Source organism: Candidatus Poribacteria bacterium (assembly GCA_021295715.1).
GTDB lineage: Bacteria > Poribacteria > WGA-4E > WGA-4E > WGA-3G > WGA-3G.
Genome location: JAGWBV010000032.1, coordinates 1 through 25031, shown reverse-complemented (window position 1 = coordinate 25031; position 25031 = coordinate 1). Strand labels below are relative to the sequence as shown.

Below are 25031 nucleotides of genomic sequence, written 5' to 3'. Positions count from 1 at the left end.
AATGAAAAAAATAGATAAAGCCGAATACGAAAAACGCCTCAGTAAAATTACACAAATTTTTGAAGATCTGGTTGTACACGCCGATGAACAAGCGACGTATCGGTGTCCCTACAAAAATCGCTTTGATCATTGTACAGCAAAGTTCGGCTGCAGAAATCAACGAAAGATTGATGAAGGGACAGGTCTTCTTTGTGTTGGAGACGATAAATTAGATTATCGCAATGCGTGGGAGACTGACGCTCCCGACGAATCGGGAAAAATACACAGCACGGGCACAATTACGTGTGACGGAAACGCCTATCAACTCACGCCTGGGAAAACCGTTTTTGACTATGCAGACGATTTAACCGTCCAAGTACCCACCTCCTGTTTCCGAACCGGACAGTGCCACGAATGTATCGTCGAGATTAAGCATGGTATGGACAGCCTCCGACCTCCAAATGAAACAGAAGCCTTCCTCCGAGATAACTACCGCCTCGCCTGCCAAGCAGTTGTTCTTGACATTGACAAAGACATTGAGTTCGGACCGCTTCGACGCACACCAAGGATCTTGACGCACACCGTTACGACAGATAGTAGTGCGTCCGAATTAGATCCACGCGTTACCCATCGCGATGGGGTTGTCTATTACAATGACGATCCTATTGACCGTTACCGCGGACATCTCTACGGACTCGCCTTGGACATCGGAACAACGACGGTGGTGGCGAATTTGGTTGATTTAGAGAACGGGAAAACGGTTTCTGTCAGTTCATTTGAGAACCCGCAGCGTTTTGGTGGGAGCGATATCATGAATCGCATCTCCTATGATGGTGAATTTCAGGGTGAACTGCGCCGCTCGTTGATTGCTGCACTCAACAGCGAAATCATGGAGATGTGCGAACGTCACAACTTCGTTCGCCAAGAGATTTATGAAGTCGTTGTTGCTGGTAACACAACGATGCGTGATATTTTCTTCAAACATGACGTTCAGAGCATCGGGCAAAAGCCGTATAAATCTCTGATTGAGCATGCGTATCGGGAGGGCGTCCGTTCGACCACTTCTCTTATTGAAAAAGTGCGTCGCTTGGGTATCCGCGCGAATCCGAAAGCGATGGTCTACAGCTTACCGTTGATCGCGAGCCATGTCGGGGCAGACGTTGCGGCGGATTTAGTCTCGATTGATATACCTTCGCGAGATGAAGTCATCATGTTGGTTGATGTTGGAACGAATACAGAGGTGGTTGTCGGAAATGCAGAACGGATGGTCGCTGCGTCATGTCCTGCCGGTCCCGCATTTGAAGGTGGCGGCATTGAATACGGAATGCCTGCTTACCCGGGTGCTATTGAGTCTGTAAAGTGGAACGATGGTCAGTTCAATTACGAGACGATTGGTGGTGAGACCCCAGAGGGGGAGACACCACAGGGGTTATGCGGTTCTGGACTGATTTCACTCCTCGCTGAGCTGCGTCGGAACGATCAGATGAGTCCAAAAGGCGTTTTTGCAGATAGGAAACAACGCATCATGTCCCTTTTGCCGGAACACGGTATCACCTTCTCACGCGAGGATGCAAGCAATTTGGCACAAGCCAAGGCGGCGAATTACTGTGGACAATATATTGTTCTGCGGCACTTCGGCTGCGTTCCAAAAGATATAACAAAACTCTTTTTGGCAGGTGGTTTCGCCAATTATGTTAACCTACAGGATGCTATTGAAATCGGATTTCTCGCACCCGTTCCAGAAGCGAACGTTGTTAAGATCGGCAACGCCGCGATAGCAGGCGCGACAGCTGTCCTCCTCTCTGATCAAAAGCGTGCTGATATTGAAGCGTTTGTCAACAATATTGAACATATTGAATTGGAGACAACGCCCGATTTCTTTGATATATTCGTGGAAGGCTGCCAATTTAACCCGATGCCAACAACATTATAAGGGTAGGTCTTGGGTTCTCCTACCCGAACGGAGCAGTGACACAGCCTAACCATAGGTGTCAATTTAGGGATTTCGGGGTCCGGTAGGTTGGGTAGAGCGGAACGGAAACAGAGAGGTCGCAGTGCCAAATACGCCTGGAATCCAACCTGTCGTCATATGCGCTCAAGACCGCAGCGAAACCCAACTTCATACCGCCAGAGTCGCAGGTATTTGACAACGAAAGCGTTGGGTTTCACTCGGTTCTATCAATGTGGCGTGTCTGATGAAAACTTTGTCTTTCTCTGATTTTTACGGTTTGGGTTGTATCCGTTCTACCCACCCTACAATGCCATGCTCAGTTTCTTCTTAAATTGACATCTATGGAGCAGTGACACAGCCTAACAGGCTATGCTACGAAATAGCAACTCCAAAGGAAGGCACTGCAAACATGAGTTTGCTTGACCCAAAGCACATAGCCTGTAATGAAATTATGCCATAAATGGCATAATTTTGCTTCGCATTGTCCCGCAAGCCTCCATAGGAGACCTGCGCAGAATGCTTTACATTTGGAGGGCGGATTTAAGGAACGCACGTCAAAATTCTAACGCTCGTCGTTTCTCCGCAAGGTAAAATTAAAAACTTTCAAGAACGTTTGAAGTCTAATGAACCAATTTTATACGATGGCGGGTTTGGTTCACAGTTATTTGCGCGTGGTATAGAACTCGCTAACAGCGCACTTGCCAACGAGCTACACCCCACCGCTGTTCCTGATATTCATTCGGATTACATCAGTGCGGGAGCTGAAGCGATTGGGACAAACACGTTCGTGGCATCTCCGCTTCACTTGGAGATGGCGGGACAAGACAAATCCGATGCGAAACGGCTCACGCGACTCGCCGTTCAACACGCTAAAACAGCTGTCGAACAGAGTGGCAGAGAGGTCTATATTGCTGGTTCTGTGGGACCCTCTCCCGGTGCCATTGAAGCCGACAGCGGAGATACCACTTTCGGCATTCCAAATGCGGACGCGAGAGAGGCACATAAATTGGTTATCCATACCCTCGCAGAAGAAGGCGTGGATTTTCTTTGTCTTGAGACGATGTTTTCTGCCAAAGAAGCGGCGATCGCTGTAGATGTTGCGCGCGAGACAGGTATCCCTATTGCCGTGAACATGACCTACAAATGGACAAAAGAACGGCGCACCGGTAATATCATCTATCGAACTGACTGGGGAAATTCTCCAGCAGATCTAATTGATATTCTCATGAACAACGAATCTGCGGCAGGAGATTCTCTGTTGGAGTCGGTGAGTATCATCGGCGTGAACTGTGGTGCCGAATCCAGACGCGATGAACATACGGGAATGCCTTATGCGATTTTCGGGACCCAACAGTTGCACACAGCACTCACTGCAACAGGAATTAATGGTAAGCGGATGATGGCGTATCCTAACGCTGGCATGCCGAAGCTTGATGAGAACCACCAAACCGTCTATACGCAGACCCCAACAGAGATGGCAAGTTACGTTCCCACACTCCTTGAAGCAGGGGCTTACTTAATAGGTGGCTGTTGTGGGACAACGCCAGTACATATTAAAGCATTCCGTGAAGCAATCGCGCCGTTTAGCGGTTAGCAATCAGTTGTCAGCAGTCAGTAAAGAGGTTTTCGTTAGCCCCAAACCCGCAGCCCGTAAGCGTAGCAGAGGGGTGTTTCTTTAGGCTTGAGGAACCCACGTTGTTCTTCCGCAAGGAAAATTAGAAAAATGGAAACAGTAACACTTACCTATAAAAGACCCCCTGATCGAGTCAATCATTTTCAACAGGAATTACTGTACCTCGACGATGCGGTCATTGTTACGTCCCAACGGGTTAAACCGTCCTCGCCGATAGTTCAGAACGGTGAGACAGTTTTGGCAGATAACTTCGCTGCAGTCTGGTTTGTGTTTACAGGGTCGTGGTATGATGTCGGCAAGGTTTATAATCTGGAGAACGAGTGGACCGGCTATTACTGTGATGTTCTGAAACCGGTCAAACGGAGTGTGGATGTAAATGGAAAACTGAATCGTTTTGAAATAACAGATCTGTTCTTAGACCTGTGGATAAATCCAGATGGCACCTACGAAATTCAGGACGAGGACGAGTTTGAAGAGGCAGTGCAGAAGGGCGCGATTGACACTGAATTGGAAGGAAAAGCACTGGAAGTCTTAAAGGCATTAATCGCTGAAGTTGAATCTGGTCATTTGGAGAGTCGTTTACAAGAAGTAATGCGTAGAGCGGGGTTTCCAGATCTGCAGAATTATGTAGAGACCTTATCGTCTTGAACGCGAAAACGATAGCCTGCAACAACGGCGCAGGCGGATATACGGAGAGGCACGTAGTTCATTCAACTCGCCTCACCGAACCGCAAGGAAAATTAAAAATATGGCAACATTGGCAATAAATGGAGGCGCACCTGTCCGAACTGCTGGATTCCCCGCATGGCCCACGTTTGATCCAGCAGACCTTGAAGCGTTTGAAACCATCTATAAAAGCGGACAATGGGGTGTTGGGGGACCAAAGGTTCCTGAGTTTGCCCAACAATTCGCTGACTTCCAAAGTGCGAACTATGGCGTTTGCGTCAATAGCGGCACCTCGGCACTCTATATCGCCTTAAAAGCCGCTGGCGTTTGTCCGGGTGATGAAGTCATTACGACCCCGTATACCTTTCAGGCGACGGTCGTCGCCATTTTGATGACGCATGCTGTGCCAGTTTTTGTGGATACTGCACCGGACAGTTTTTTGCTGGATCCTTCCAAAGTGGAAGCCGCGATAACGGAAAAGACGAAGGCGATTTTGCCCGTTCATATTGCCGGGTATCCAGCGGATATGGACGCGCTGATCGACATAGCGAATCGGCATAACCTGAAGATTGTCGAAGATTGTGCACAAGCACACGGCGCGGAATGGCGCGGGCGAGGGGTCGGCAGTTGGGGGCACTTCGGGTGCTTTAGTTTCCAATCGTCGAAAAATCTTTGTGCTGGCGAAGGGGGCATCGTCCTTATAAACGATCGAGAACTCTACGAACGTGCTTACGCGCTCCATAACTGTGGTCGCACCTTACTCGATGCTGAGTTCGGAGAGGCGGAACCCTTTGGGGGAAACTTCCGAATGACGGAATGGCAAGCTGGGTTACTCCTTTCCCGTTTGACTCGGCTCGAGGCTGAAACTAATTACCGGCATAAGAACATGCGGTGGTTAGATGGTTGGCTTGGTGAGATTCCAGGTATTAAAGTCACGCCGCTTGACCCGCGTGCCACGCGTGGCGGATGTCACGGCTATAAGGCGATCTTTGATTCCGAGGAATTTGAAGGCATTTCACGTGAGACGTTCCTCCGGGCAATGCGCGCCGAAGGGATACCGATGGGGTATTGGTATACCACGCCTATGTATCGAGCAGACTTCCTCGCCTCTAACCTTTTCGGTCAGGATCTCAATTATGAGGGTGTACATTGCCCTGAAACGGAAAAGATATGTCAAACAGGTCTTTCCTTAAGTCAGAACGTCCTGATGGCGAGTGAAGAGGACATAGAGGATATTATTAAGGCGACGATTAAAATTCGTCGGAACGTCGCTGAGTTAAAGTCAGATACCTCATAGTATGTAGCCAGCCTTGTTAAATTTCCCACTATCCTTTTGGTCTGAGTTAGCTCTATAGAATAGTTGTCGGTTTGCTTCGCAGTGAGAATACGGTTTTTCTGCGAAAAACCTTTCAGTTTTCAGTTAAGAGGTTTCCGTTTAACAAGGGGAATCCGCAGAAATACCCAAGTAAAGCACCCGCTTGTAACTGGTAACTATAAAATAGTAAAAAATTTTACTATCCTTTTTAGTCTTAAGGGACTCTATATAGGCAAATCCATAAGCGCGGGTCTCCTATAGCGGAAACCTGCGGGACAATAGGAGAAAATCATGTCTAACGAACGTGAAGCTCAGAAGGAAATCCGTCGGCAAAAGGAAATCCGTCAGATTCTGAGGCTATTGGAAATGACAGCACGCATCATAGAAACCTCAGCAATTACAGATCAATTTTCAGGGAGTGAGGAGCGATGCGCTCGGCAATTTAACAACGCACTTGAACTCCTGACCGATCTCGGTGCAGTGCCCGACGATCTGTTTGAACGTCTGGAAGACGATAACGCCTCTTTCGGCGATGTTTGCTTTGCCTGCCATCAAGTCGCTGCCTACGTTAAAGAAAGCTGCGCTGATGAGTTTGTTGACTTCACACAAATCAAGAAAACAATTGGTGATGAGTTAAAGGATGTCAGGGAAGTTGTGCGACAATCAATGCCCACCTTCCTCAAAGACGTATGGGGCGGACAAACACAAGAAAATGATACCGATGTTGCGGAGACCGTTGAGGTCACCTCAGACGATGATGAGGACACAACATCTGTCGAACAGCGTATTGCCAAGCTTGAAGGGCAAATGGAGACTGTTGTAGAGATACTCCAAGAGATTCGGACACAACAGGTTGAGCAGAACAAAGAACTTTAAAATAGGAGTCAGCCATCAGCAAGCGGATTGCCTCGCAGCGAGAGTTCACGAATAAACCTCTTGTCTAAAGGTTCCCGACAGCCGATGGCTGATAGCCAAAATGATAAAAGTGTTTATCGCGCTATCCATTTTTTCTCAACATTACTTCTATTCTATAGTGTTGGTTGCCAATCCATGTCTCTAACGGCGGAGGAATCGATTTTGGAAAAGATTGAAAGAACATATAGCGTCAAGGCTGGAGGAAGTTTAACAATTGCGTCGGAACTCGGAGCAATTGAAATCCAAACCGCCGAACAGGATGAGATTGAAATCGTGATCACAAAAGCGGCAAAATCCTTGAAACGATCGGCAAAAGAAGCACTTGCTGACTTTGAGGTATCATTCTCGCCCGAGGATACCGATGTTCATACTGAGAGTAAGTTCAAACATGGACGAGAACGTTGGCGAAAAATACTGAATCGCTTGGAAATTCGTTTCCACGTGACGGTCCCCAAAAACTATAATGTTGATTTGACGACCCAAAGCAGTAGCATCAAAGTCGGTGACCTTGAGGGTAAGGTTCGAGCACATACCTCGGGTGGGAGTTTAGGTTTCGGGAACATCACAGGAACGGTGTGGGGACGGACCTCCGGTGGCAGCATCAAACTCACATCGTGTGGGAGTCCAATCGATTTGAAAACATCTGGGGGTAGTATCGAAGTCGTCGATGTCGCGGGTGACGTTCAAGCACAAACTTCTGGCGGTAGTCTTCGCTTCGGTGAGATTCAGGGTTCTATCTGGGGCAAGACATCAGGCGGCAGTATCAAGGTTGCCAGGTGCAGTGGAGGGGCAGATGTCCAGACCTCTGGCGGTGGTATCAGGTTACAAAACGTCGGTGGCGATGTAAATGCCAAAACTTCGGGAGGCTCCATCCATGCCGTTATGAAAACACAACTCCAGGAGGCGTGTCGTTTGCGCACGTCGGGTGGTGGAATAACCGTCACGCTTATCCCAGATATTGCGATTGACGTAGACGCGGAAACCAGCGGTGGACGCGTCTCAACGGATTTTGTGGTGGCATCGATTATCCAGGGGAAGGTTCCCAGAAATAGATTGAAAGGTAGCATCAATGGCGGCGGTCCCTTGCTGAAATTGCATACCTCTGGCGGGAACATCCATTTGCAAAAAGCAGCGGATTAAAGGCGTAGGGTTACCAGTGTTTAAACGAATACATCCGCTGTCCGAGAAACAGTCCTAAAATTGCCCAAAGACTCCCCATCACGAATTCGCCGAGCATTGTCCCTAAAAACAGTGGCAGTGTTCGGCGATACGCCCCGATCCCACCGTGGCGAATCAGTATAGACTTTAGCACCCACGCCAAGAATACAGGAAACCAAAGCCTACCGAAGTTCCAATTGCCCGCAAGCGGATACGCGAGTGGATGGAGTTGCCACCAAATAAATCGCAGGCGCATAAAGAGCGTCGTGAGCGTCAGGGTGATACCGAAGCCAAAAAATCCCATGCGTCCCCAGTCTGTGTCGTTCGGTAGCGTTAGCCAGCGTTGTAGATCACTGAAAGCCTCCTGCCCGCGCCACGTTCCGAGATTACCATGTAAGTAACCAGCATGAAGGAACGCAACGAAGCCAATCACCAGCCCAATAACCGTCGCACCCCACATCACCCAGAGAATCTGACGAACGTTGATTCCACCTCTGTCAGCGAGTTTAAATCCTTCCAATTGATTCGGCATCGGTTGCGAACGGTAATTACGGGTAAACCCGTAGAGGAAAGCGAACCCTGTTAGCGTTGGAGCACCAATCTTTCTGGACCCAACGAGCGAGGTGAGAAAAAGTCCAGGACCGGCACGATAGAAATCCATCGTCGGTGTTCCAAGTTCGGCACGCATCCGGGTGAACGCTAAAACAAGTATAAATTGTATGCTGAAGAACCCAAGTACACCCCACCATGACATTCCTGCCTTCAGGCAAAATCCAAAAACAACTGCGATACCCAGCAGAAACCCAAGAAACGCACCGCGGTATCCCATCGGTTCGTTTCTTGTATCAAGATTTGTTTTCAAACCTAAAATATTGCGTGCAACCTGCCAGAGGTGTTTGTGTGTTATCCAAAGTGCGAAGAAACAGAGACCAAAATATGCACCCGTCGACTGCATATCAATGTGCGGATAACCCGGTGTCTGGTTCAATCCTGTCATTGCGCCAAAAACGAGTTGTACCTTCCAAAAAAGGTAGAACAGCCAGCAAGAGAGCGACAAATCCAGCGGCATTAAGAAACCAATTCCGATGGCATAGGGGTTTAGATGAATAGGGGTTGAACCGATAGCACTCAGCGGTTTTTCTGTGAACAAGATTCCAATATCATGGCGGATAGGGATGCTCGGCACGTAAGGATAGAGAAAACTAATTCCATTGAGCAAATCGATCCCGCATCCGATAGCAAAACCTATCCAGAGGAGTCGGTTTCGGTAGAAACCCGCATCTTTCGTCATTTCATACGGGAGTAAGATGATCGGATAACTCAGCTTTTCATGTTCAATCCACTGTTTACGGAGAATAACACTGAGCATCATCATAGAGAACGCCAACGCAGAGAAGAACACAAGCCACGCGAATACCGGTGTGAGCCATGCCTGAATATGCTCTATCTCGAATAGATTTGAGGTGCCTTCATAGTAGCCGGTTAAGGCACGCCGATTCATTACAGCAATCCAATCCGGGATGTAGCGGAAGAAAAGCGTTTGCCATTCATTCTCTGGTGTAGCGAACCACGCCGCGTGCCCCAAAACACACATTGTCGCCTGCAATAGGTCATGTCCGCAAACGACGCAGGCAAGCGTTACCATGAGATACACCGTTAGCATTTCTGCTTGTGTGAGTTTCCATTTCGGGAGATGGCGTGTTAAGAATAGGTTGAATATTGCAACGAGGAAGAGGGTAAAGACGGCGTTGAAGAAAATCGCCATCGTGGTGGGATATTGTGTTGTCCACACCGTTTCTGTTTGAACGACGAGGTAAATATTGAGTGGAAGCGATAACAATCCTAACAGAATAGCTCGCCATGTGATATTTTCCGTTTTTTTAATTATACCTTGCGATTCAGTAAGGTGGATTGATGGTTTCACGTTCTTTTCCGTTTTTTAATTATACCTTGCGGTTCGGTCAGGTGGGTTTGATACATAGAGTGCCTCTCCGTATATCTGTCCTCCATTTCATTACGGACTACTCGCTTAGACTTTTCCTTAAAAACGACGCAAAAGATAAATTAAAAAGTTCGCTCCTGACCATAGAAAATCCGGGGTCTAAACGATGGGGAAAAGGGTGGATCAAGTGGGAAGGCGAATTCTACTCGAAGAATACCGGTCCCACTAAACTGAGAGAGACTTCCACGCAACCCAAAGCCAACGCTTCGCTTGGGTCTCAGTAAACTGAAGGTGTGTTTGCCGTTCCAGATGTATCCAACATCTGCAAATATGACCCCGCTCAACATAACCCCGAGATGAACGCTTCGGTCGCTAAAGGGACGCGCCACAGATGTTGCAACCGCTGCCAGTGCTTCATCTATTTTTCGGAAAACCGTTCCACCGAATATCGTTCGGCTTTCGAGGCTCAGCAACATCATCTTTTCACCACTAAACTGCCGATAGGCGTAGCCGCGTAACCCATCGAACGCTCCTAAGAGAACTTGGCTGCGTCCAGTCCATCCAAACTGCATTTCCGTTTTAAACTGCACGACAAACGTCTGATGAAAATCGAAGAGACCGTTCTCTCTAAAACCGGTTTCAAGTGTATAAATATCACCTGCGTTGAATACATCTGTATAAAACCAAGAGGTTTGCGCTTGGAGAATGGAACGTTCAATCCGACTCGTGAAGTTCGTGCTGAGTGCCAACGTTGATAAGTTAAAGAGCTTACTTCCATTTATCCATCCGGACACCAAAGCCAGTTCGGCGTAAGATTCTGCCCGGTCGGAGGCGTATAAAGGTGAAGCGTATCCAAGAGAAAGCGCGTATTGAGAACCGATAAGAAAGTTTTCCTCTTGCCCCATCCGTCGGAGGAATCGGGTTTTGTGATATGCGATACGTTGTCTACCTAAGGTGAATCCGATCCGTTTTAGGTCTCGGTTCTCTAACATTGCATCGGATCCGCTTGATTTTTCAAGAAGTACGTATTTTGAACGTCGTGAAGCTGCCCATAACCCGATATAATTCTGTTGGCGTCGGTCCCCGAAATAGCGCCGGACGTTTGCAAAGGTTCCCTGTAGATTTTGTTCAAACGTATCGGTTTTCTCCGCGTTTTCATACCAATATATCGGATTAACCGATTCAGACAAACGAACACTTGCACTCCATCGACTTTTCAAGGTATATTGGGGACGTTCCAGTAGCACAACCAAGGCATCGCCTTCACGTTTCTGGATATACTCACCATCAAAGTTCCAATGCGACTTGAAGAGTCGCGGGTTATTATACCTTCCTCTCACAAGGCTACGCGTCTTTTCCCCTACTTCACTAATCCTTTCGTAGCGCCACAGGGTGCTTTGACCCGAGCCGAATATGTTCGGATCTCGATACTGTAGTAGCCAATACCTTTTTTGGTTGTTTAGGTTCAGATCCGCCCCAAATGGGAAGGACAAAAGTTCCCGAATAGTGGCGTGAATCGTGACGGATTCCGACAGTTCATCCCATTGGGCATCAACCTTTGCGGCACCAATATAAGTCTTGCGGCGGAGGATCTGTTCACTTTCCTCTCTATCTGCTTCAGTATAGATATCGCCCTGCATAAACAGGAGCTCTCGGCGGATAACGTCTTCTTTCGTCTGTATATTCCCAGTTACGATAATGTTGCCGACACGACCTTCGTCAACCTCAATGCCGAGATAAACACCATCCGCGAATTTCTTCACAGAGAGTTGCGCTTCATCCACACGCGCGAAACGGTACCCGTTCTCCCGATAAAAACGTGTAATCGCCTCAAGGTCTGCTTTCAAAACGGTTGCATCGTAAACACTCCAGACATCTGTCCGCATTAGCACACGGATTTGCTGTTCAGAGAACGATTCGTTTCCATCAATTACGAGGCTGCGTACAATGCTCGCTTCATTTGCTAAAACCGCTTTTTTTTTCTGCGTAGCATCTACCGTTTCTGATGAAATTTCAAGTTGGACACTGACACTCAGTAAGACGATTGCGCACAAAATCCGAAATGGACGCGTGACATACAAAAGATCTGCCATTATACTCCACCTGCGGTCAGTGTCCCTTCGCCCCTTCCCTGTAACGGTTGGGGCCCCCGGTTTGAGAGAAAACTTTCAAAAAGCATAAGACAGACGACTAAAATGAGCAATTCACCCCAAATTTCTCTACCGTGTCGCTGAACGTTGTAAGCATCAGCCGCTACCGTTGTTCCTTCGATTTCCTGATCTGCTGTTGTTTGCGCGCCGACTCTCGCCGCTGCCTGTGCCAACGGGATCCCTGTTAAATCAGATTCAGTCGTATCCACATTAACAGCAAAAAAGTCGCGTTGAATTCTGTTTTGTGTTTGCACCTCGACTTGATAGATGCCTGGAAGTTCTGTGTCTTGAAATCGCAGTGTGCCGTCTTCGGCGATTGGAAGAACGGCTATCGGAAACCTTTGGAAACCATCGGTTTCCAGTGAACCACTCGCCTCTTGCTGACTGCCGACAGTCATTAAACGAATAGACGCTTTTCCACCGGCACTCCGAGGATAGTATCCTGTATAGGTGTCCCCGACATGTCTACGCCCTGTTAAAATATTATTGCTGGCTATTGTCGCGTAAAGCACACTTTGTTGCAGCATCGGCAGGAAATACGGATTAACGAGCAGATCGTTTGTGTAGGTCGCCGTGCGAGCAGACGTTGTAGGAGACGCGGGCACCAGTCGAGCGAGCAAGCCACAGTTATAAAGCATCACGGCACTTGTTCCTTGACTTCGTTCAACGAGGAAGGGAGTATCATCACCGAAACGTGCAATAACGTTAGACTCCGACGAAGGCTGTAGTGCTATGCCATTGTAAAACTGCGGCGCGTATTGCATAGAGAATCCTTCGCTTGGAAAAATGTCGAAAATAGGATGTGTTTCCTCATAAGCCTGCACTCGTTGTGGTGGGACCCAGGTTAGCGGATTCCCAAGTTGGGCAGGTAACCAAGCATTTTGAGACAAGTTGTAGCTTGTGGGGTCGCTGTGAGAACTCACGAAGGCAATAAGACTTTTACCTTGGCGAATGAATTCTTGAAGTTGGGCACTCATTCGGAGCGATATTGTCCCTACATCAGCAAGGATAATGACATCATAGTCTTCCAACGGAAAGGTCTCAAATTCATCAGGTGTGCACTGCGTTGGTAGAATCATGGTATTGGAATAGTTATCAGTTATCAGTTTTCGGTTATCCGTTAAAGAGGAATCTGATTTAACCAAATCCTCTCTTAACTGACGATTGACCACTGACGACTGACCGCTATTTTGCTGACGGAAACCATCTGTATGTGGATTTAACGCCAATGTTAGATATTCCGTTTGTTCGCCGACACAAAGGACGCGGACTTCACCGAGGACATCGAAAGCGAAATAATGTCGATTGTCGATATTAAGGCGATCGTCCGTTAGCGTGAGGTAACCGATATGCGTACCGGGCGTCGAAAAGTTGTATGTTAGGGCGGTATTCAGCGATTCGTTCGCTGCCGCAGACAGACTCATGGTTTTTTGTTTCTCGCCTCCAATAAACAGCGTGAGTATATTTTGATTCAAAGGTGCTACTGAATGGTTCACAGTCGTCACGTTGAATTGAAATGGTAAATCTACGCCTATTAGTTGATTGGACGGACGAATTTCTTTAATACTTATGTTATGTGCTTCACCCTTAGCAACCGGAATCAGAGCAATGCGTGCACCCGATCGATTTGGAAGCCTATTCCAGTTCTCCCATCCGTTTTGAGCGAAGTCTGAAATCAAATAGATTTCTTTGTTGAGCTGCTCCGATTCAGCAAGAATTTCATGGGCGAGTTCAAGGCTGGGGTGAACATTCGTGGTGCGGTAGGAAGTTTCTGTATCGTTAATCGCTTCAGTAACGCTCTCAATGTCGGGTGTGAGTTGCCGAAAGATAGGTTTTGGGATGTCTGACATTAATATAAGGGCGGCTCTATCGCCATGTCGCAAAGAGTCAATGATGTCGGTTGCCAAAATTTTCGCTTTGTCGAATCTGATGCCATTGATGTCTTGATACGCCATACTGTAAGAGTTATCCAAGACGATAATCACATCTGTCTTTGCCCGCACAGATGCGACTGGAAGTCCGAGTGTCAAAAAAGGACGTGCCAATGCGAGTGCAATGAGTGCGATAACTGCCATTCTTAGAAGCAAAATGAGAAACTGACGGAGTTGGAATCGGCGAGCATTTTCGCGGTGTGCGGCTGTGATGAATATCAGACTGCTAAAATCGATTGTCACAACACGACGACGGTTCCAGAGATGAATGACTAAAGGGATACCAGTGGCGAGAAGTCCGAAAAGGAAAAATGGGTTGAGAAATGCCATTTTTTAAATTTACCTTGCGGAGAAGGGACGTGGGTTAGAAACCTTTACGTGCTTCTCTTACGAGTCGCCTGCGCCGGTGTTGCAGGCTACGTTTTCTGTTTTTTAAGTCAAAGCATAAGTCTGTAATGAAATGGAAGACGACTCGAACACGAAAAGCGTGAAATTCCAAATTGCGTTACTTACCCGCAAGGCATAATTAAAGATCGGCAAGGTAAATTAGAAAATGGTAATTTCAAGTTGATTGAGCGTCTGGAAAACATCTGCTGCGTATTCCATAAGATTGTCCGACTCCAAGATGCTTCCGCCGAGTTGAATGTGATTCGCATCAGCGATGGTCTGGTCCAACGTTGGGTCCATTTGCACCCATTCACCGACGTAGACTTCGGGCCAGAAATGGTAATAGAAGGCATCCTTTGCGAATACAATACCGGAGCAGATTCGCGCGGGAATGCCTGCAGCACGCGCCAGAGCGATAAATAATACTGTATGCTCCGTGCAATCTCCAGAGAGCGATTGCAGTGCTGTTAATGACGATGCAAAGCCCCCACTCATCTTTTTGTCGTTAATAGAGGCATAAACCCATCGACATATTTTTTCCGCTGCGCGCCATGAATTGATTTCGTCCTCCAAAATATCTTCAGTTTTCGATTGAATATCGGGGTGATCGGCTTGAATATAGGCACTTGCGGTAAGGAATTCGCCTTCTGCATTCTGGATAGGGAGATTCGGACAGTCTTCGGCGACAATTGATGGCACCTGAATAGAGAGTTTACCAGCGTGTGCAGTGTTTGCCTCAAGTTTTTGCCGTGGCGTAGACATAACAACTTCGGCGATGTTCCCTGTTGGAAGTTTCACTTCTGCCTCAAGGTGTTTTGCTTTTGGGATCGGGAGCTCGCCAGAGGGAAGGATACGAGTTTTTAAGACAACGTCAACTTCTTCAATACCACCCAGGGCAGTTTCCTTGTCGGTTTTCGTCGTTACCATGGAAAGCCCCATCAATGGCACCTCTGTTCGATAACTCACGCCATTAGGGTCAATCCACAGTTTTGCGGTAATACCATTCATCATGTCCATTGTCTGCTTCAAAACATAGACCTGTTTTTCCTCTGACCGATAGGTGAAAGTATCTTCCCCTAAAACCTCAATTTCCGTTTTCACAGGTTTCAGGAGATCAAAAATGAACGTATGAAAGGTTTGTTTATCGCCTGTTTTAAGCCCTTTCTGGGTTAACACGGACGCGACACCTGTATGCTCAGAAACGGTGTCCGAGGGGATCGGAATTTCTGACTCGGTGGTTTCACCGTTGAGTGTTGTTTTAACGTGAGCGATTCCATCTACAATTCGACCTTCAATTTGTTTCAAACCCGATTCATTAGATGTCAAAAGAAAATGGCGCGGCATTAAGTCCGGACCTGTGTATTCAACGCGCGTAATTTCAATTGTTATATCGGTCCCGAGTGCCTTAAAGTTCATAACTATATCGGTTTTGTTCCGAGCGACCTGTTCCCCGTGATGTTCAGTTCCTTCAATAGACGTGTGCATGTAACCGATTTTGGTGTTCATCAGGGTAAGGCTGTACCAATGCTCTTGGGGATGGTTTAGCATATTCTGGAATGTGTTTTGTTTTTCGCCCGCGGTGTCCGCTGGTATCGCTGCTTGCAAGCCAATATTAAGAAGTATCATTGCCATGCCTACAAACACAAAGCGGCGTAGATGATAACATTTCAAATTTTCAATTATTCCTTGCGGATTTTTAATTATTCCTTGCGGAGGAACGACGGGCGTTAGAACTTTGACGTGCGTTCCTTAAATCCGCCCTCCATTACATTACGGGCTATGCACTTAGGATTATCCTGTAAAAGCTTTTAATCAAGATACGTTAATTATACCTGATGGATGTGCCTATGTCAAGTCCACCGCGAAAGCAGCCAGCGGTAATCAGTTATCCGTCGCGGGTTGCCATAGCAACAGTATGGGTGTGGCGTTGTTTGACCTTCTGATAGTTTCCAAATATGTTCAGAAAGTTACGCTTGATGAACGCTCGAAGTCCTGAAATGGTAACAACATAAAGTCGTCCGTTGGGCTTGAGATGCTGCTTCGCATCAGCGAGAAAAATCTGTAGGAGTTCCTTTCCGACGTTAGCGGGCAGGTTAGAGGCAATGAGGTCGAATTGAATATCGGGGAGATGACTAAAACCGTTGCTCAGAAGGACGTGACAATTCTGAAGTTGATTCTGTTTCACGTTTTTACGGGCGTAATCAACTGCTACGAAATCCTTGTCGACCATATAGACAGTTGCCGTTTGCGTGCATTTGGCGAGCGTGACACCGACGGCACCATATCCGCATCCGAGGTCGAGACAGATGTCGCCTTCTTGGATATCCAAGTGCTCAATCAGCAGGTGTGTTCCTGCATCAATCGCTTTTGGCGAGAAAAGTCCCCACGTTGCAGAAAAGGTAAGGGAGGCATCACGCATTTCCGCTCGGAAGTTGACTTCTCGTGGAAAGGAATCTACTGCCATTTTATCAGGACTCCGAGTGCATCACCAGGAGTATTCCAGAGCAGGTCAAACGCATCTTTCGCTTCCTTATAGTGGAAACGATGGGTAATCATCTCAGAGGCGCGGATTTCGTTATTCTGTATCTTTCGCAAGGCGCGCGCTGCAATCTGAGAACGGGGTTCATCCGTTAAGATACCTGCGACGAGGCGTTTGCTCATCATCTTTGAGGAGTGTAAAGGTAAGGGTGCCTGTTGATAGAGAGCGATGAGCTGGATAATACCGAACCGACGTGTCATATCTTGTGCTTGCTCGAAGGATTTGACTCCGGCGTATCCACCGACACAATCGACCACGAGATCTGCCCCTTTGCCACCCGTGAGACCCAGGACGGCTTCCACGGGATCTACATCCTCAGCATTTATGACCGTATTGGCACCGAGTTTTGCTGACAATTCGCATCGCAGTGTCAACGCGTCCACAGTTATAATCCGTTCGGGATTGTAGCCTTGCAACACCTGCATCATCAGGCTACCCACCAAGCCTTGTCCCAGAATGACGATGGTATCCCCAGCTTTAACGCCAGACGAATCTGACCAAGCGACAGCACTGGTTGCCAGCGGTAGAAAAGTTCCCTCTTCAAAACTAACGTCGTCAAGGAGCGGGACGATGCGTCCCTCAGTTGCGTTCGGTTCAGCAACGACATATTCCGCGTGTGGTGCTACAACCATGACGCGTTCACCGACTTGATAATCTTCTACCGCTGCGCCAACTGCATCCACAACGCCTGTGAGAGAATACCCCATAATTGAGGGCGAAACTGCCTCTTCTCGGATATACCGTCGAAATAGTTCGGAACCTCGACTGATTAAGGTCGTGTCCGTCTGTACTCTAACCTGCTCCGCATTGATTTCCGGCATCGGCACTTCTTCCAATTGGATGTTGCCGAAGCCTTCTGGTTTAGTTACTCGCAACATGATTTTCTAACCTCCTTTCTTAATGGCTATCAGGGACCTGTGGCGGTTGCAAACGTTCTCACCTGCCACATGCTCTACTGACTGCCGACGGCTGACTGCCGACGGCTATTGTAAGCGTCTGGCTAAATCCTCACGAGTGACAGGTTTGTCGAGAGACATCAGGTAGATGTGGAAAGTATCACTCCTATCGGAAACATACGCGAGGTAGCGACCATCAGGCGAAAAGGCGGGTTGAATAGACCTACCGATGTCACTGGTAATCCGCCGCTCATTTTTACCATCTGCATCAATGAGATATACCTCCCAGTCGCCTTCTCTGGCGGAGACATACGCAATCGTTTTTCCATCAGGCGACACCGTGGGATTGTAGCACCCCCAGCGACTTGGATTGAAATGTTTCTCATTTTTTCCGTCAATGTCTATGGTGTAAAGTTGGTTTACTTCATTGCGAGAGGAGACAAATATAATGCGTTTTCCGTCCGGGAAGAACGCGGGACTTCCGTCATCGGTTTCGTTAAAAGTGATACGTTTCGGCTCAATGTCTTCTGGTGTGAGTTGTGCGAGATCAAGCCCTGCTAAATTGATGAGATATAATTCCAGATTCCCATCTACATTGGATTCATAAACAACTTGATCTTCAACAGGCGATGTCCGAGGCACACGGGCACCGAAACTCACAGGTAAAACGGTTCGCGTTATTTTGCTATGAATATGTGTTACATGGAATCCGGCGTAAATCGGAGTGGAGCCGCTGCTTTGGATGACAACTTTAACTTCGCGAGATGACTTCGGTTCGCTGCTATAGAACAGATAGTTTGGGGTCTTGAGGAACGCCGGTGAACTATCGTTGAAATCTGTTGTGAAGGTTACACGCCGTTGGATACGCCCATTTAAGTCCATTAAATAGATTTCGCCATTGTCGAGTCGAAAGGATGCAAAGGCAATTTGTCTGCCGTCCGGAGAAAAGGTAGGTGAATAGTTATCTGAATCACCACGGGTCAACTGTTTTGTATGATAAGTGTCTCCGACGAGTTCAATAATTTCGCGCAACACTTCAGGATCCAGTGTGCTCCGCTGAACGAGTCGTAGCACACGAAAAGCGGAACCCCTATCACCGAATCTTAAATAGGTACGAGCCAACTCAAGTCGTGCTGCAATCCGTTCTTCCGGTTGTGCGGCATAAAGTTGTGATGCCTTCTGTAACTCCAGCACCGCGTCGTTATAACGCCCTAAGTCATTGTAGGCTTTCCCGAGCAACATTCGTGCCTTCGGCTCCTCAGGCACCGTTTCGATATAAGCCTCCAGTTCTTCCACTGCTGCTTGTGGCGTTCCAGCGTTCAGAAGTTCTTCACTCTTTTTCAGAACCGCCGTATCATCTTGGCACCCGGTTACCAATACAATGAGGAGGCTCCACTGAATTATTATTTTAAACGATTGACTTCTGTGCATCGCTCCATTACGTTCCACGATAGTTTGTAATACAGTTAGTTGTTAACTATCACCAAGATAGAAGTTATCAGTCGGGAATCGGAGTTCCTTCCTACAGAAAATTAATTATGGTGTCTTCTGGTTCTACGCCTGCCCCGCCATCCATCACCAACTGCGTAGAGCCAACATAAAATACCTTGGACAGATGCACTGATTTTCAGTTTCCATGAAGGTCGGTACATCAGTTTTTCGCCATCATCGAACGTCCAGATGTGAATTGAATAAGGCTCCTGTGCTTCAGCGTTGCGGGTTTCGTCTGTTGAGGTGTTCTCCGGCGTTGCGGGTTTGAACCGCATTAAATCATCCCATCCTGTTACTGGCAGTGAATTGAGGTAGAAAATACCAATAGCAGAAGCGAAAATGGTAAAAAGGAGAATCGCTTTTAGAAGCTGCCCTAAATAGAGTTGACCGAGTCCTGGAAGAATTGCGGACAGGATCATCGCAACGAAAGAATTGCTGGCGGCAACACGCGTATTTGCGGGATCTACCATTGTTAAGATTCTCCTTGTGCCACAAGGTAGACCCCAATACAGATAATCAGAGCACCTATGATACGAATCTTAGGGATAGATTCTTTGAACAACATCCAGGAAAACAGGATTGACAGGACATACCCAGAACTTAACATCGGATACGCAATGCTCAGTTTAACACGCGACAGGATAATCAGCCAAACGAGCGTTGTAAAACCGTATATGGCAATTCCACTGAGGATATAAGGGTTCAGGAATGCCTGCGCCAATTTGCCCGTAGCGTCTCGTAGGCTATTGATACGACCGATCGTGTTCATGCCGTGTTTAAACAAAATCTGTCCCATTACCGTTAGCAAAACGTTGAAAAATAGCAGTAAAAAATCTTTCATGGCTTTATTATACCACACCTCTACTCTTTTTATTAAAATTTTAATTTTACCTTGCGGAGGAACGACCTGCGTTTGGACTTGATGCCCATTCCTCATATCCGCCTGCGCCGGTGTTGCAGGCTACGGTCTTCAGTTAAAAGGGAAGCTTAGTAGTCTATCAACGTTATTTTGACTTTTTGTAGGTCGGGTAGAACGGAGTGAAACCCGACAAAATCAGTCGAACACACCTATCAGTTTAGATATGACAGACTATTAGGTTAACAAATCTGTCTTTTAACTAACAAGTGGTAACTGACGACTATAAGTTATAGAGATACGTCACTTTAATGACAATGACACGGTTTTCCAGTTGCAACTGACGGTTGGAGGCTGCTCCAACAGGAGCATCGCCCCAAGCTTCGTTATAGGCAATGAACAGGTGACTCTTCGGACTATATTCCCATCCAAATAGAAAACTCAGCAGATACGTCTGATGAATTTCCATAGAAAGTGGACGTTCCCTATTGGTTTGCGCGAACATCCGGAGAAACGACTCTCGCGTGAACAGGTAAGTAGCACGCAATGAGCTAACGAAGAACCTACCATCAATTGCCCCCTCCAAATCAAAACTCTGGGCGTAGCCGCTGTCTAACTCTATAGACAAATTGCTCTGTGGACGGATAGTGGTCTCAAGCATGAGGCTCCGCTGTTTGCCAGCTTGCTGTCGTCCAAAGTTAAAATAGTCGGCGAAATCCACGCCGATACCGATAGCAATGGGTTTTGTGGAATCGGTATCCATCTCAAACCCGTATCTGTCTGCTGTAAATACTTCTGTGAGTTCAACTTCCCGGCTTCGATCATAGTACACCATGATATCATCCAAGAGAATTTCCCTAAAATCCATCCCGACATTTCCACCAACACTCCATCTGAACAGGTCTTCATCGAAATCAGGCGAAAGGGACAACTCCGGGTTACGTTCTCGCCACTCCGCAAAATACGCGGGTGTATAAAGGCTTTGAGAGAGACGAGCGGTTATACCCGAAAAAAATTGGTGCTTTCCCCAGTGCGGAGAATAGGAGGACCGCATAGAAACACGTTGCCAGCCACGGTTTCGTTCTTTCCGCAGAAACCCTGTCTGATTAATTTCAAAATGCGGCGCGACCCGTTCAAATCCAATGTCGCTACTCCAGAGATAGTTGCGCTGTGCGAAATCAACCGTATACGCGAAGTTATCACTATCTTCGCCCGGATGGAAACTACCCGCGTATTGCCCCGTGAGGTGATAGGTTTTGCCCAAAGCGAGGTTCATATCAACACCACCCACTCGGCTATGACTCCACCTTTCACTACCGGGCTGTTCTTTATTCACGAATAGGACTCCAATATTTGAACGTTTGAGGATGTCGCGTTTAACACGGATTGCAGAAAACCACGCCTCCTCCTTTTCGGACGGGGTGCTCTCAGAAAACCTGAATTCACCGGTTTGGTTTCCCAAGACTCCAACGGAGTATTTACCGATTTTACCGGTAAGTTTACTGCCCCAAAGGATGTTACCACGACTCCCGATACGACGACTGAACATCAGGTCATAAGGCGTTTCAAAAAAACTGTTTCCTTCAACAAAAAACGGACGTTTTTCAGGAAAACGCGTCGGGAATCGGGTCAGATTAATCTCTAATTGGTCTGCCTCAACTTGAGCGAAATCAGGATTAACGGTAACGTTCGCCTTCAAGGCACTCGTGAGGCTGTATTGCACATCCAAACCCGTTCCGAATTGGCTTGTTAAATCGGCATCGGCGGCACCCATACCACCCCCTAAGAGATAGGGTGAGATTTCAAAATTTTTTCCGGTCTCAATGCCTTGAATACCTACAATGTGTCCTAAATCAGACATCCGCGTGACAACACCGGCTTGTGTTAGCTGTTTCCATACCGTAACCTCGCTTTTCCGACGATTTACCCGCTCCACATCAAATCCCCAAATTTGTGTTGGCCCAGATTTATGTGAGAAGTCGGTAAATCGAAAGTTTGCGAACGGAATTTTAAACTCGGCACACCACCCTTGTTCATTAATACTGCTTTCAACCCACCAAATTCCTTTCCAGTTGCTGTCGCGTTGTGTGTCCTCGTACCGGTAGTTATCACTCTGGACGCCCGCTGGGTTTGTAGCGAATTTATAGCCTGTCCGGTGATCGTGATGAGGATCGATGAAAAAGGAAATAACTTCCGAGTCATAGAGATCGCCACGCCGCGTCATCCGATTGATGATTTTATTCGGCTCAGCGTCGTAACATCGGAATGCAACGTAGATGTTATGCACATCGTAAGCGATGCGGAATTCTGTATCGTCAGTTGCGGGATTACCGCGTGACGGTTCGAGTTGAACAAAACCGCTGCGGGGTTCTGCGCGTTGCCACACAGCATCATCCAGCATCCCGTCAATTTGTGGGGGTTCGCCTACAATCCGGTGGGCTTCAACGACATGTTCACCCATGCCTTCTGGGTGCGCAAAAAGGTATAGTGGATAGGCAATGAATAGCAGTAGAACAACGACGAATTTTGACATGCGTTAATTATAGTTGAAACACCGTATGTTGTCAAATTTTGCCGTTCTCGGTGAAGTATCTAACGCTACCCTCTTCATCTTTACAGTGTGCGGGGTGAGACAATTGTTGCTTTTCCTTGAAAAAATCGTTAAATTCCTTTAAAATTCTTGAAATGTAGTTAGCGTAATTGTCCAATGATGCGTCTTCGTAGTATAAAGTGCGTAGTTCATAATGAAATAGAGAGCGAATTTGAGCAAAGAGCGTTAATGCGTAAACTCACGTCATTTAACCACAAGGAATACTTAAAAAATGGTTGAACTTACACGAGAAGACATTGAATTTTTCAGAAATGAAGGGTACTTGGTGAAACGCAACGTCCTGAACCCGGAATTGATGGAGCGGGCACGGGCAAGACTCTGGGATGGCGCGCCCGAAGGACGTAGACGTGATGATCCCGATACTTGGATAGGACCCTTCACCGCTGAAGAGGAAAACATTGATAAAGACAACAATCGGCGCGGGTTCCGGTGGAACTTCCGTGAACCGGGTGGCGAAGATTGGATGGTTCAACTCCTTGCTACCGATCCGAACGTCTGGCGGATGGCAGAGCAATTCTTGGGTAAGGGAAATTTGGTGCACCCCAACCGGGTCCGTGGTATCTATTGCACGCTACCTTACGGCGATGTTCCGAAGAAATCAATTGGGTGTCATGTTGACGCACATCCGTTTCATCTCGGCGCTGTCGGCTATATTGACGATGTGCCGCCGGAAGGTGGTGGATTTACTGTCTGGCCCCGGAGCCACAAAATCTTCTATTACGATTACCATTCCCAATACAAGAACGAGCCGACACCGCAATATGAAACCGACCGCGAGCGTCTCAGCAGAGAGCCGGGGGTTGAGTGCTACGGTAATGCGGGGGATGTCGTCTTCTGGCACCATCGCATCGGTCATGCTGCTGGGCATAACTACTCGCGGCAGATCCGGCAGGCAGTGCTATACGATTTTCGGAAAACGGAATTAGAACAAACGCAGGAGGAACCGCCGAATGAGGATATGTGGCGGGATTGGCCCGGCATCAAAGCATTGGATTTTTAATTATACCTTGCGGGTCGGTCAGGTGGGTTGATAACTTCACGTTCCTTTCCGTAGACCTAGGGGAAACACCCAAGCAAAAACCCTGCACCGATGTTGCAGGCTACATTTATTTCACCGTAAACCTAATTCTTTCAATGTGTTCGCCATCATGTCGTGAGCGATTTGTGCCTTCTCCATGCGCATGTGGGGGAACGTTTCTACCGAGATATACTTATCGTAACCGACTTTCCCTAAACTCTCGGCAAAGGTTCGGAAATCCAACTCATCTCCCTCTTCGCCCGGAATCAGGAAAGTGCTGTAGGGATACATCCCTGTCACGCCTTTTACATGGCAATGCGTAGTAAGCGGTCCGAGTTTTTCGGTGACTTCGGCGATGTCTTCACCGATATGATAAAAATTGGTGATGTCGTTGAGGGATTTTAATGCGTCAGAGCCAACGTGTTCAATCAGAAGCGTAACTTTTGAAGAGGCATCTATTGTCGTCGCTTCGTGGTTGTGGATGTTCATTGTGATACCGAGTTCTTCAGCGCGTCGGCAGATCGGCTTCAGGGCATCAACGAGGAGTCGCCATGCGAACGCGTCGCCTTTCTCGCCGCCATACCCCGTCAGGAAATTAACGCCACCCGCCCCCAGTGCGACGGCTACGTCTTGAAGAAGCGCGTAATGGTCAACTGCTTCCTGCTGGTTCTCCGCTGCCAGTTGGTATAAACCTTTTCCCGTGAAAGGATTAATGACAGAGACCTTTAACCCGCTGTCGTCGACCATCGTTTTAACCTCTTTGAGCAAACCATCGGTAACTTCGCCAGAGGGAATATGCGCTTCTGGACCGCACATCATCTCGATTGCGTCGTAGCCTGCATCGGCGAGAATCGTGATAACTTCTTGTAGGGGGATGTCTTTCATCCCACCAGCATGGTAAGAGATACCGATCACTGTTACATCTCCTTCTGTCTTTTACGTTTTCAATCAGGTTGTTTGCGTCCGACTTTTCCTTTTATCAGATTTCGGTGTCAAAACCCAATCCTTTAGGTTTGGGATGTAGACACCGCCTTAGTGGATTAGACCAAACGCCTAAAAAAAAGAGTTGACATTTAGCCTTAATTGTGGTTTAATACTCATATCACACTGGACCGACATGTAAAGCGCAACCGCTTGGTTGTGTGTCGGTCCTACCCACTTTACAGGGGTTAAGAGTGTGATGTGTGAAAATCTATGCGAAATACAAAACACAAACTTTTCAAAGATAAGACGTTGCACCACTTGTGCGACGAGTTGAATATCATCGGCGTTGTGCGAAATCACTTCCTTGCGGTGTCCATGCGGTATTACCGTCGGTATGGCAAAGGACTTTCCTATCAGAAAATGTCTGCCCATTTGACGAAGCTCAAGAAACTTGAGAAGTACCAACATTGGAATATCCCCTACTCATGGGCTTTGCAAAATATGCTTAAGCGTTTGGCACAAAGTTTTCGTGAAATGAAAACACTTGGTAGAGGTCACCCACAGTTCAAATCGTGTAAAAAACACAAAGGTATGACCTTTCGCGGTGAACATGTCAAGATTGCATATTTGCTACCGAAGCAGAAAAACGAAAGAAATCACCCGACGTAT

19 protein-coding genes are annotated in these 25031 nt (G+C 47.4%); 8 read left to right on the top strand and 11 right to left on the bottom strand.

Going from position 1 to position 25031, the window contains the following annotated elements; all coding sequences use genetic code 11:
* The first annotated feature begins 1 nt into the window (after nucleotide 1).
* The 6 genes from J4G07_09980 (at nucleotide 2) to J4G07_09955 (ending at nucleotide 7599) form a co-directional block, all read left to right on the top strand.
* Entirely contained in the window at nucleotides 2–1912 is a 1911-nt protein-coding gene (locus J4G07_09980; protein MCE2414323.1) for a DUF4445 domain-containing protein, read from the top strand.
* Nucleotides 1913–2543: 631 nt separating this feature from the next.
* Nucleotides 2544–3524 (top strand): homocysteine S-methyltransferase family protein, encoded by a 981-nt coding sequence (locus J4G07_09975; protein ID MCE2414322.1) that lies wholly within the window; start codon nucleotides 2544–2546, stop codon nucleotides 3522–3524.
* 129 nt (nucleotides 3525–3653) lie between these two features.
* Nucleotides 3654–4211, top strand: a complete 558-nt coding sequence (locus tag J4G07_09970; GenBank protein ID MCE2414321.1) for a DUF402 domain-containing protein — start codon at nucleotides 3654–3656, stop codon at nucleotides 4209–4211.
* A 100-nt stretch (nucleotides 4212–4311) separates the two neighbouring features.
* Entirely contained in the window at nucleotides 4312–5526 is a 1215-nt protein-coding gene (locus J4G07_09965; protein MCE2414320.1) for a DegT/DnrJ/EryC1/StrS family aminotransferase, read from the top strand.
* Nucleotides 5527–5835: 309 nt separating this feature from the next.
* Nucleotides 5836–6420 (top strand): hypothetical protein, encoded by a 585-nt coding sequence (locus J4G07_09960; protein MCE2414319.1) that lies wholly within the window; start codon nucleotides 5836–5838, stop codon nucleotides 6418–6420.
* 201 nt (nucleotides 6421–6621) lie between these two features.
* Nucleotides 6622–7599, top strand: a complete 978-nt coding sequence (locus J4G07_09955) for a DUF4097 family beta strand repeat protein (GenBank protein MCE2414318.1) — start codon at nucleotides 6622–6624, stop codon at nucleotides 7597–7599.
* A gap of 10 nt (nucleotides 7600–7609) precedes the next feature.
* Here the strand turns inward: J4G07_09955 and J4G07_09950 are convergent, their stop codons facing one another.
* The 10 genes from J4G07_09950 to J4G07_09905 form a co-directional block, all read right to left on the bottom strand.
* A complete protein-coding gene (locus J4G07_09950) occupies nucleotides 7610–9541 on the bottom strand; it encodes a hypothetical protein (protein ID MCE2414317.1) in 1932 nt (643 codons plus the stop codon).
* 140 nt (nucleotides 9542–9681) lie between these two features.
* Nucleotides 9682–11652: a hypothetical protein gene (locus J4G07_09945; protein ID MCE2414316.1), complete on the bottom strand. Its 1971-nt coding sequence runs from the start codon at nucleotides 11650–11652 to the stop codon at nucleotides 9682–9684.
* Nucleotides 11652–13970: a BatA domain-containing protein gene (locus tag J4G07_09940; protein ID MCE2414315.1), complete on the bottom strand. Its 2319-nt coding sequence runs from the start codon at nucleotides 13968–13970 to the stop codon at nucleotides 11652–11654. Before J4G07_09940 ends, J4G07_09945 begins: the two co-directional genes overlap by 1 nt.
* Before the next feature lie 216 nt (nucleotides 13971–14186).
* The gene (locus tag J4G07_09935) at nucleotides 14187–15698 is read right to left on the bottom strand and encodes a transglutaminase domain-containing protein (protein MCE2414314.1); all 1512 of its coding nucleotides are present in this window, start codon (nucleotides 15696–15698) and stop codon (nucleotides 14187–14189) included.
* A 214-nt stretch (nucleotides 15699–15912) separates the two neighbouring features.
* Nucleotides 15913–16491 (bottom strand): methyltransferase, encoded by a 579-nt coding sequence (locus J4G07_09930; GenBank protein ID MCE2414313.1) that lies wholly within the window; start codon nucleotides 16489–16491, stop codon nucleotides 15913–15915.
* On the bottom strand, nucleotides 16482–17444 hold the full coding sequence (locus tag J4G07_09925) for a zinc-binding dehydrogenase (protein MCE2414312.1): 963 nt from the start codon (nucleotides 17442–17444) through the stop codon (nucleotides 16482–16484). Before J4G07_09925 ends, J4G07_09930 begins: the two co-directional genes overlap by 10 nt.
* 105 nt (nucleotides 17445–17549) lie before the next feature.
* Nucleotides 17550–18893: a PD40 domain-containing protein gene (locus J4G07_09920; protein MCE2414311.1), complete on the bottom strand. Its 1344-nt coding sequence runs from the start codon at nucleotides 18891–18893 to the stop codon at nucleotides 17550–17552.
* A 101-nt stretch (nucleotides 18894–18994) separates the two neighbouring features.
* Entirely contained in the window at nucleotides 18995–19423 is a 429-nt protein-coding gene (locus J4G07_09915) for a hypothetical protein (protein MCE2414310.1), read from the bottom strand.
* A gap of 2 nt (nucleotides 19424–19425) precedes the next feature.
* Nucleotides 19426–19794 carry an EamA family transporter gene (locus J4G07_09910; GenBank protein MCE2414309.1) on the bottom strand — a complete coding sequence of 123 codons (369 nt, stop codon included), beginning with the start codon at nucleotides 19792–19794 and terminating at the stop codon, nucleotides 19426–19428.
* Nucleotides 19795–20092: 298 nt separating this feature from the next.
* Nucleotides 20093–22342, bottom strand: coding sequence for a carbohydrate binding family 9 domain-containing protein (locus tag J4G07_09905; protein ID MCE2414308.1), 2250 nt, complete (start codon nucleotides 22340–22342; stop codon nucleotides 20093–20095).
* A 289-nt stretch (nucleotides 22343–22631) separates the two neighbouring features.
* On the opposite strand from J4G07_09905, the gene J4G07_09900 reads away from it, so the two are divergent.
* Nucleotides 22632–23420, top strand: a complete 789-nt coding sequence (locus J4G07_09900; protein MCE2414307.1) for a phytanoyl-CoA dioxygenase family protein — start codon at nucleotides 22632–22634, stop codon at nucleotides 23418–23420.
* Nucleotides 23421–23531: 111 nt separating this feature from the next.
* Here the strand turns inward: J4G07_09900 and J4G07_09895 are convergent, their stop codons facing one another.
* Nucleotides 23532–24353 carry a sugar phosphate isomerase/epimerase gene (locus J4G07_09895; protein ID MCE2414306.1) on the bottom strand — a complete coding sequence of 274 codons (822 nt, stop codon included), beginning with the start codon at nucleotides 24351–24353 and terminating at the stop codon, nucleotides 23532–23534.
* 429 nt (nucleotides 24354–24782) lie between these two features.
* Here J4G07_09895 and J4G07_09890 point away from each other — a divergent pair.
* A partial coding sequence (locus tag J4G07_09890; GenBank protein MCE2414305.1) for a transposase occupies nucleotides 24783–25031 on the top strand: 249 nt, incomplete at its 3' end.

Bases quoted from the DNA above. Each gene is read 5' to 3' on its own strand.
- J4G07_09905 (MCE2414308.1), bottom strand. From the start codon at position 22,342: ATGTCAAAATTCGTCGTTGTTCTACTGCTATTCATTGCCTATCCACTA.
- J4G07_09980 (MCE2414323.1), top strand. From the start codon at position 2: ATGAAAAAAATAGATAAAGCCGAATACGAAAAACGCCTCAGTAAAATT.
- J4G07_09970 (MCE2414321.1), top strand. From the start codon at position 3,654: ATGGAAACAGTAACACTTACCTATAAAAGACCCCCTGATCGAGTCAAT.
- J4G07_09915 (MCE2414310.1), bottom strand. From the start codon at position 19,423: ATGGTAGATCCCGCAAATACGCGTGTTGCCGCCAGCAATTCTTTCGTT.
- J4G07_09940 (MCE2414315.1), bottom strand. From the start codon at position 13,970: ATGGCATTTCTCAACCCATTTTTCCTTTTCGGACTTCTCGCCACTGGT.
- J4G07_09910 (MCE2414309.1), bottom strand. From the start codon at position 19,794: ATGAAAGATTTTTTACTGCTATTTTTCAACGTTTTGCTAACGGTAATG.
- J4G07_09900 (MCE2414307.1), top strand. From the start codon at position 22,632: ATGGTTGAACTTACACGAGAAGACATTGAATTTTTCAGAAATGAAGGG.
- J4G07_09960 (MCE2414319.1), top strand. From the start codon at position 5,836: ATGTCTAACGAACGTGAAGCTCAGAAGGAAATCCGTCGGCAAAAGGAA.
- J4G07_09945 (MCE2414316.1), bottom strand. From the start codon at position 11,652: ATGGCAGATCTTTTGTATGTCACGCGTCCATTTCGGATTTTGTGCGCA.
- J4G07_09930 (MCE2414313.1), bottom strand. From the start codon at position 16,491: ATGGCAGTAGATTCCTTTCCACGAGAAGTCAACTTCCGAGCGGAAATG.
- J4G07_09920 (MCE2414311.1), bottom strand. From the start codon at position 18,893: ATGCACAGAAGTCAATCGTTTAAAATAATAATTCAGTGGAGCCTCCTC.
- J4G07_09965 (MCE2414320.1), top strand. From the start codon at position 4,312: ATGGCAACATTGGCAATAAATGGAGGCGCACCTGTCCGAACTGCTGGA.
- J4G07_09925 (MCE2414312.1), bottom strand. From the start codon at position 17,444: ATGTTGCGAGTAACTAAACCAGAAGGCTTCGGCAACATCCAATTGGAA.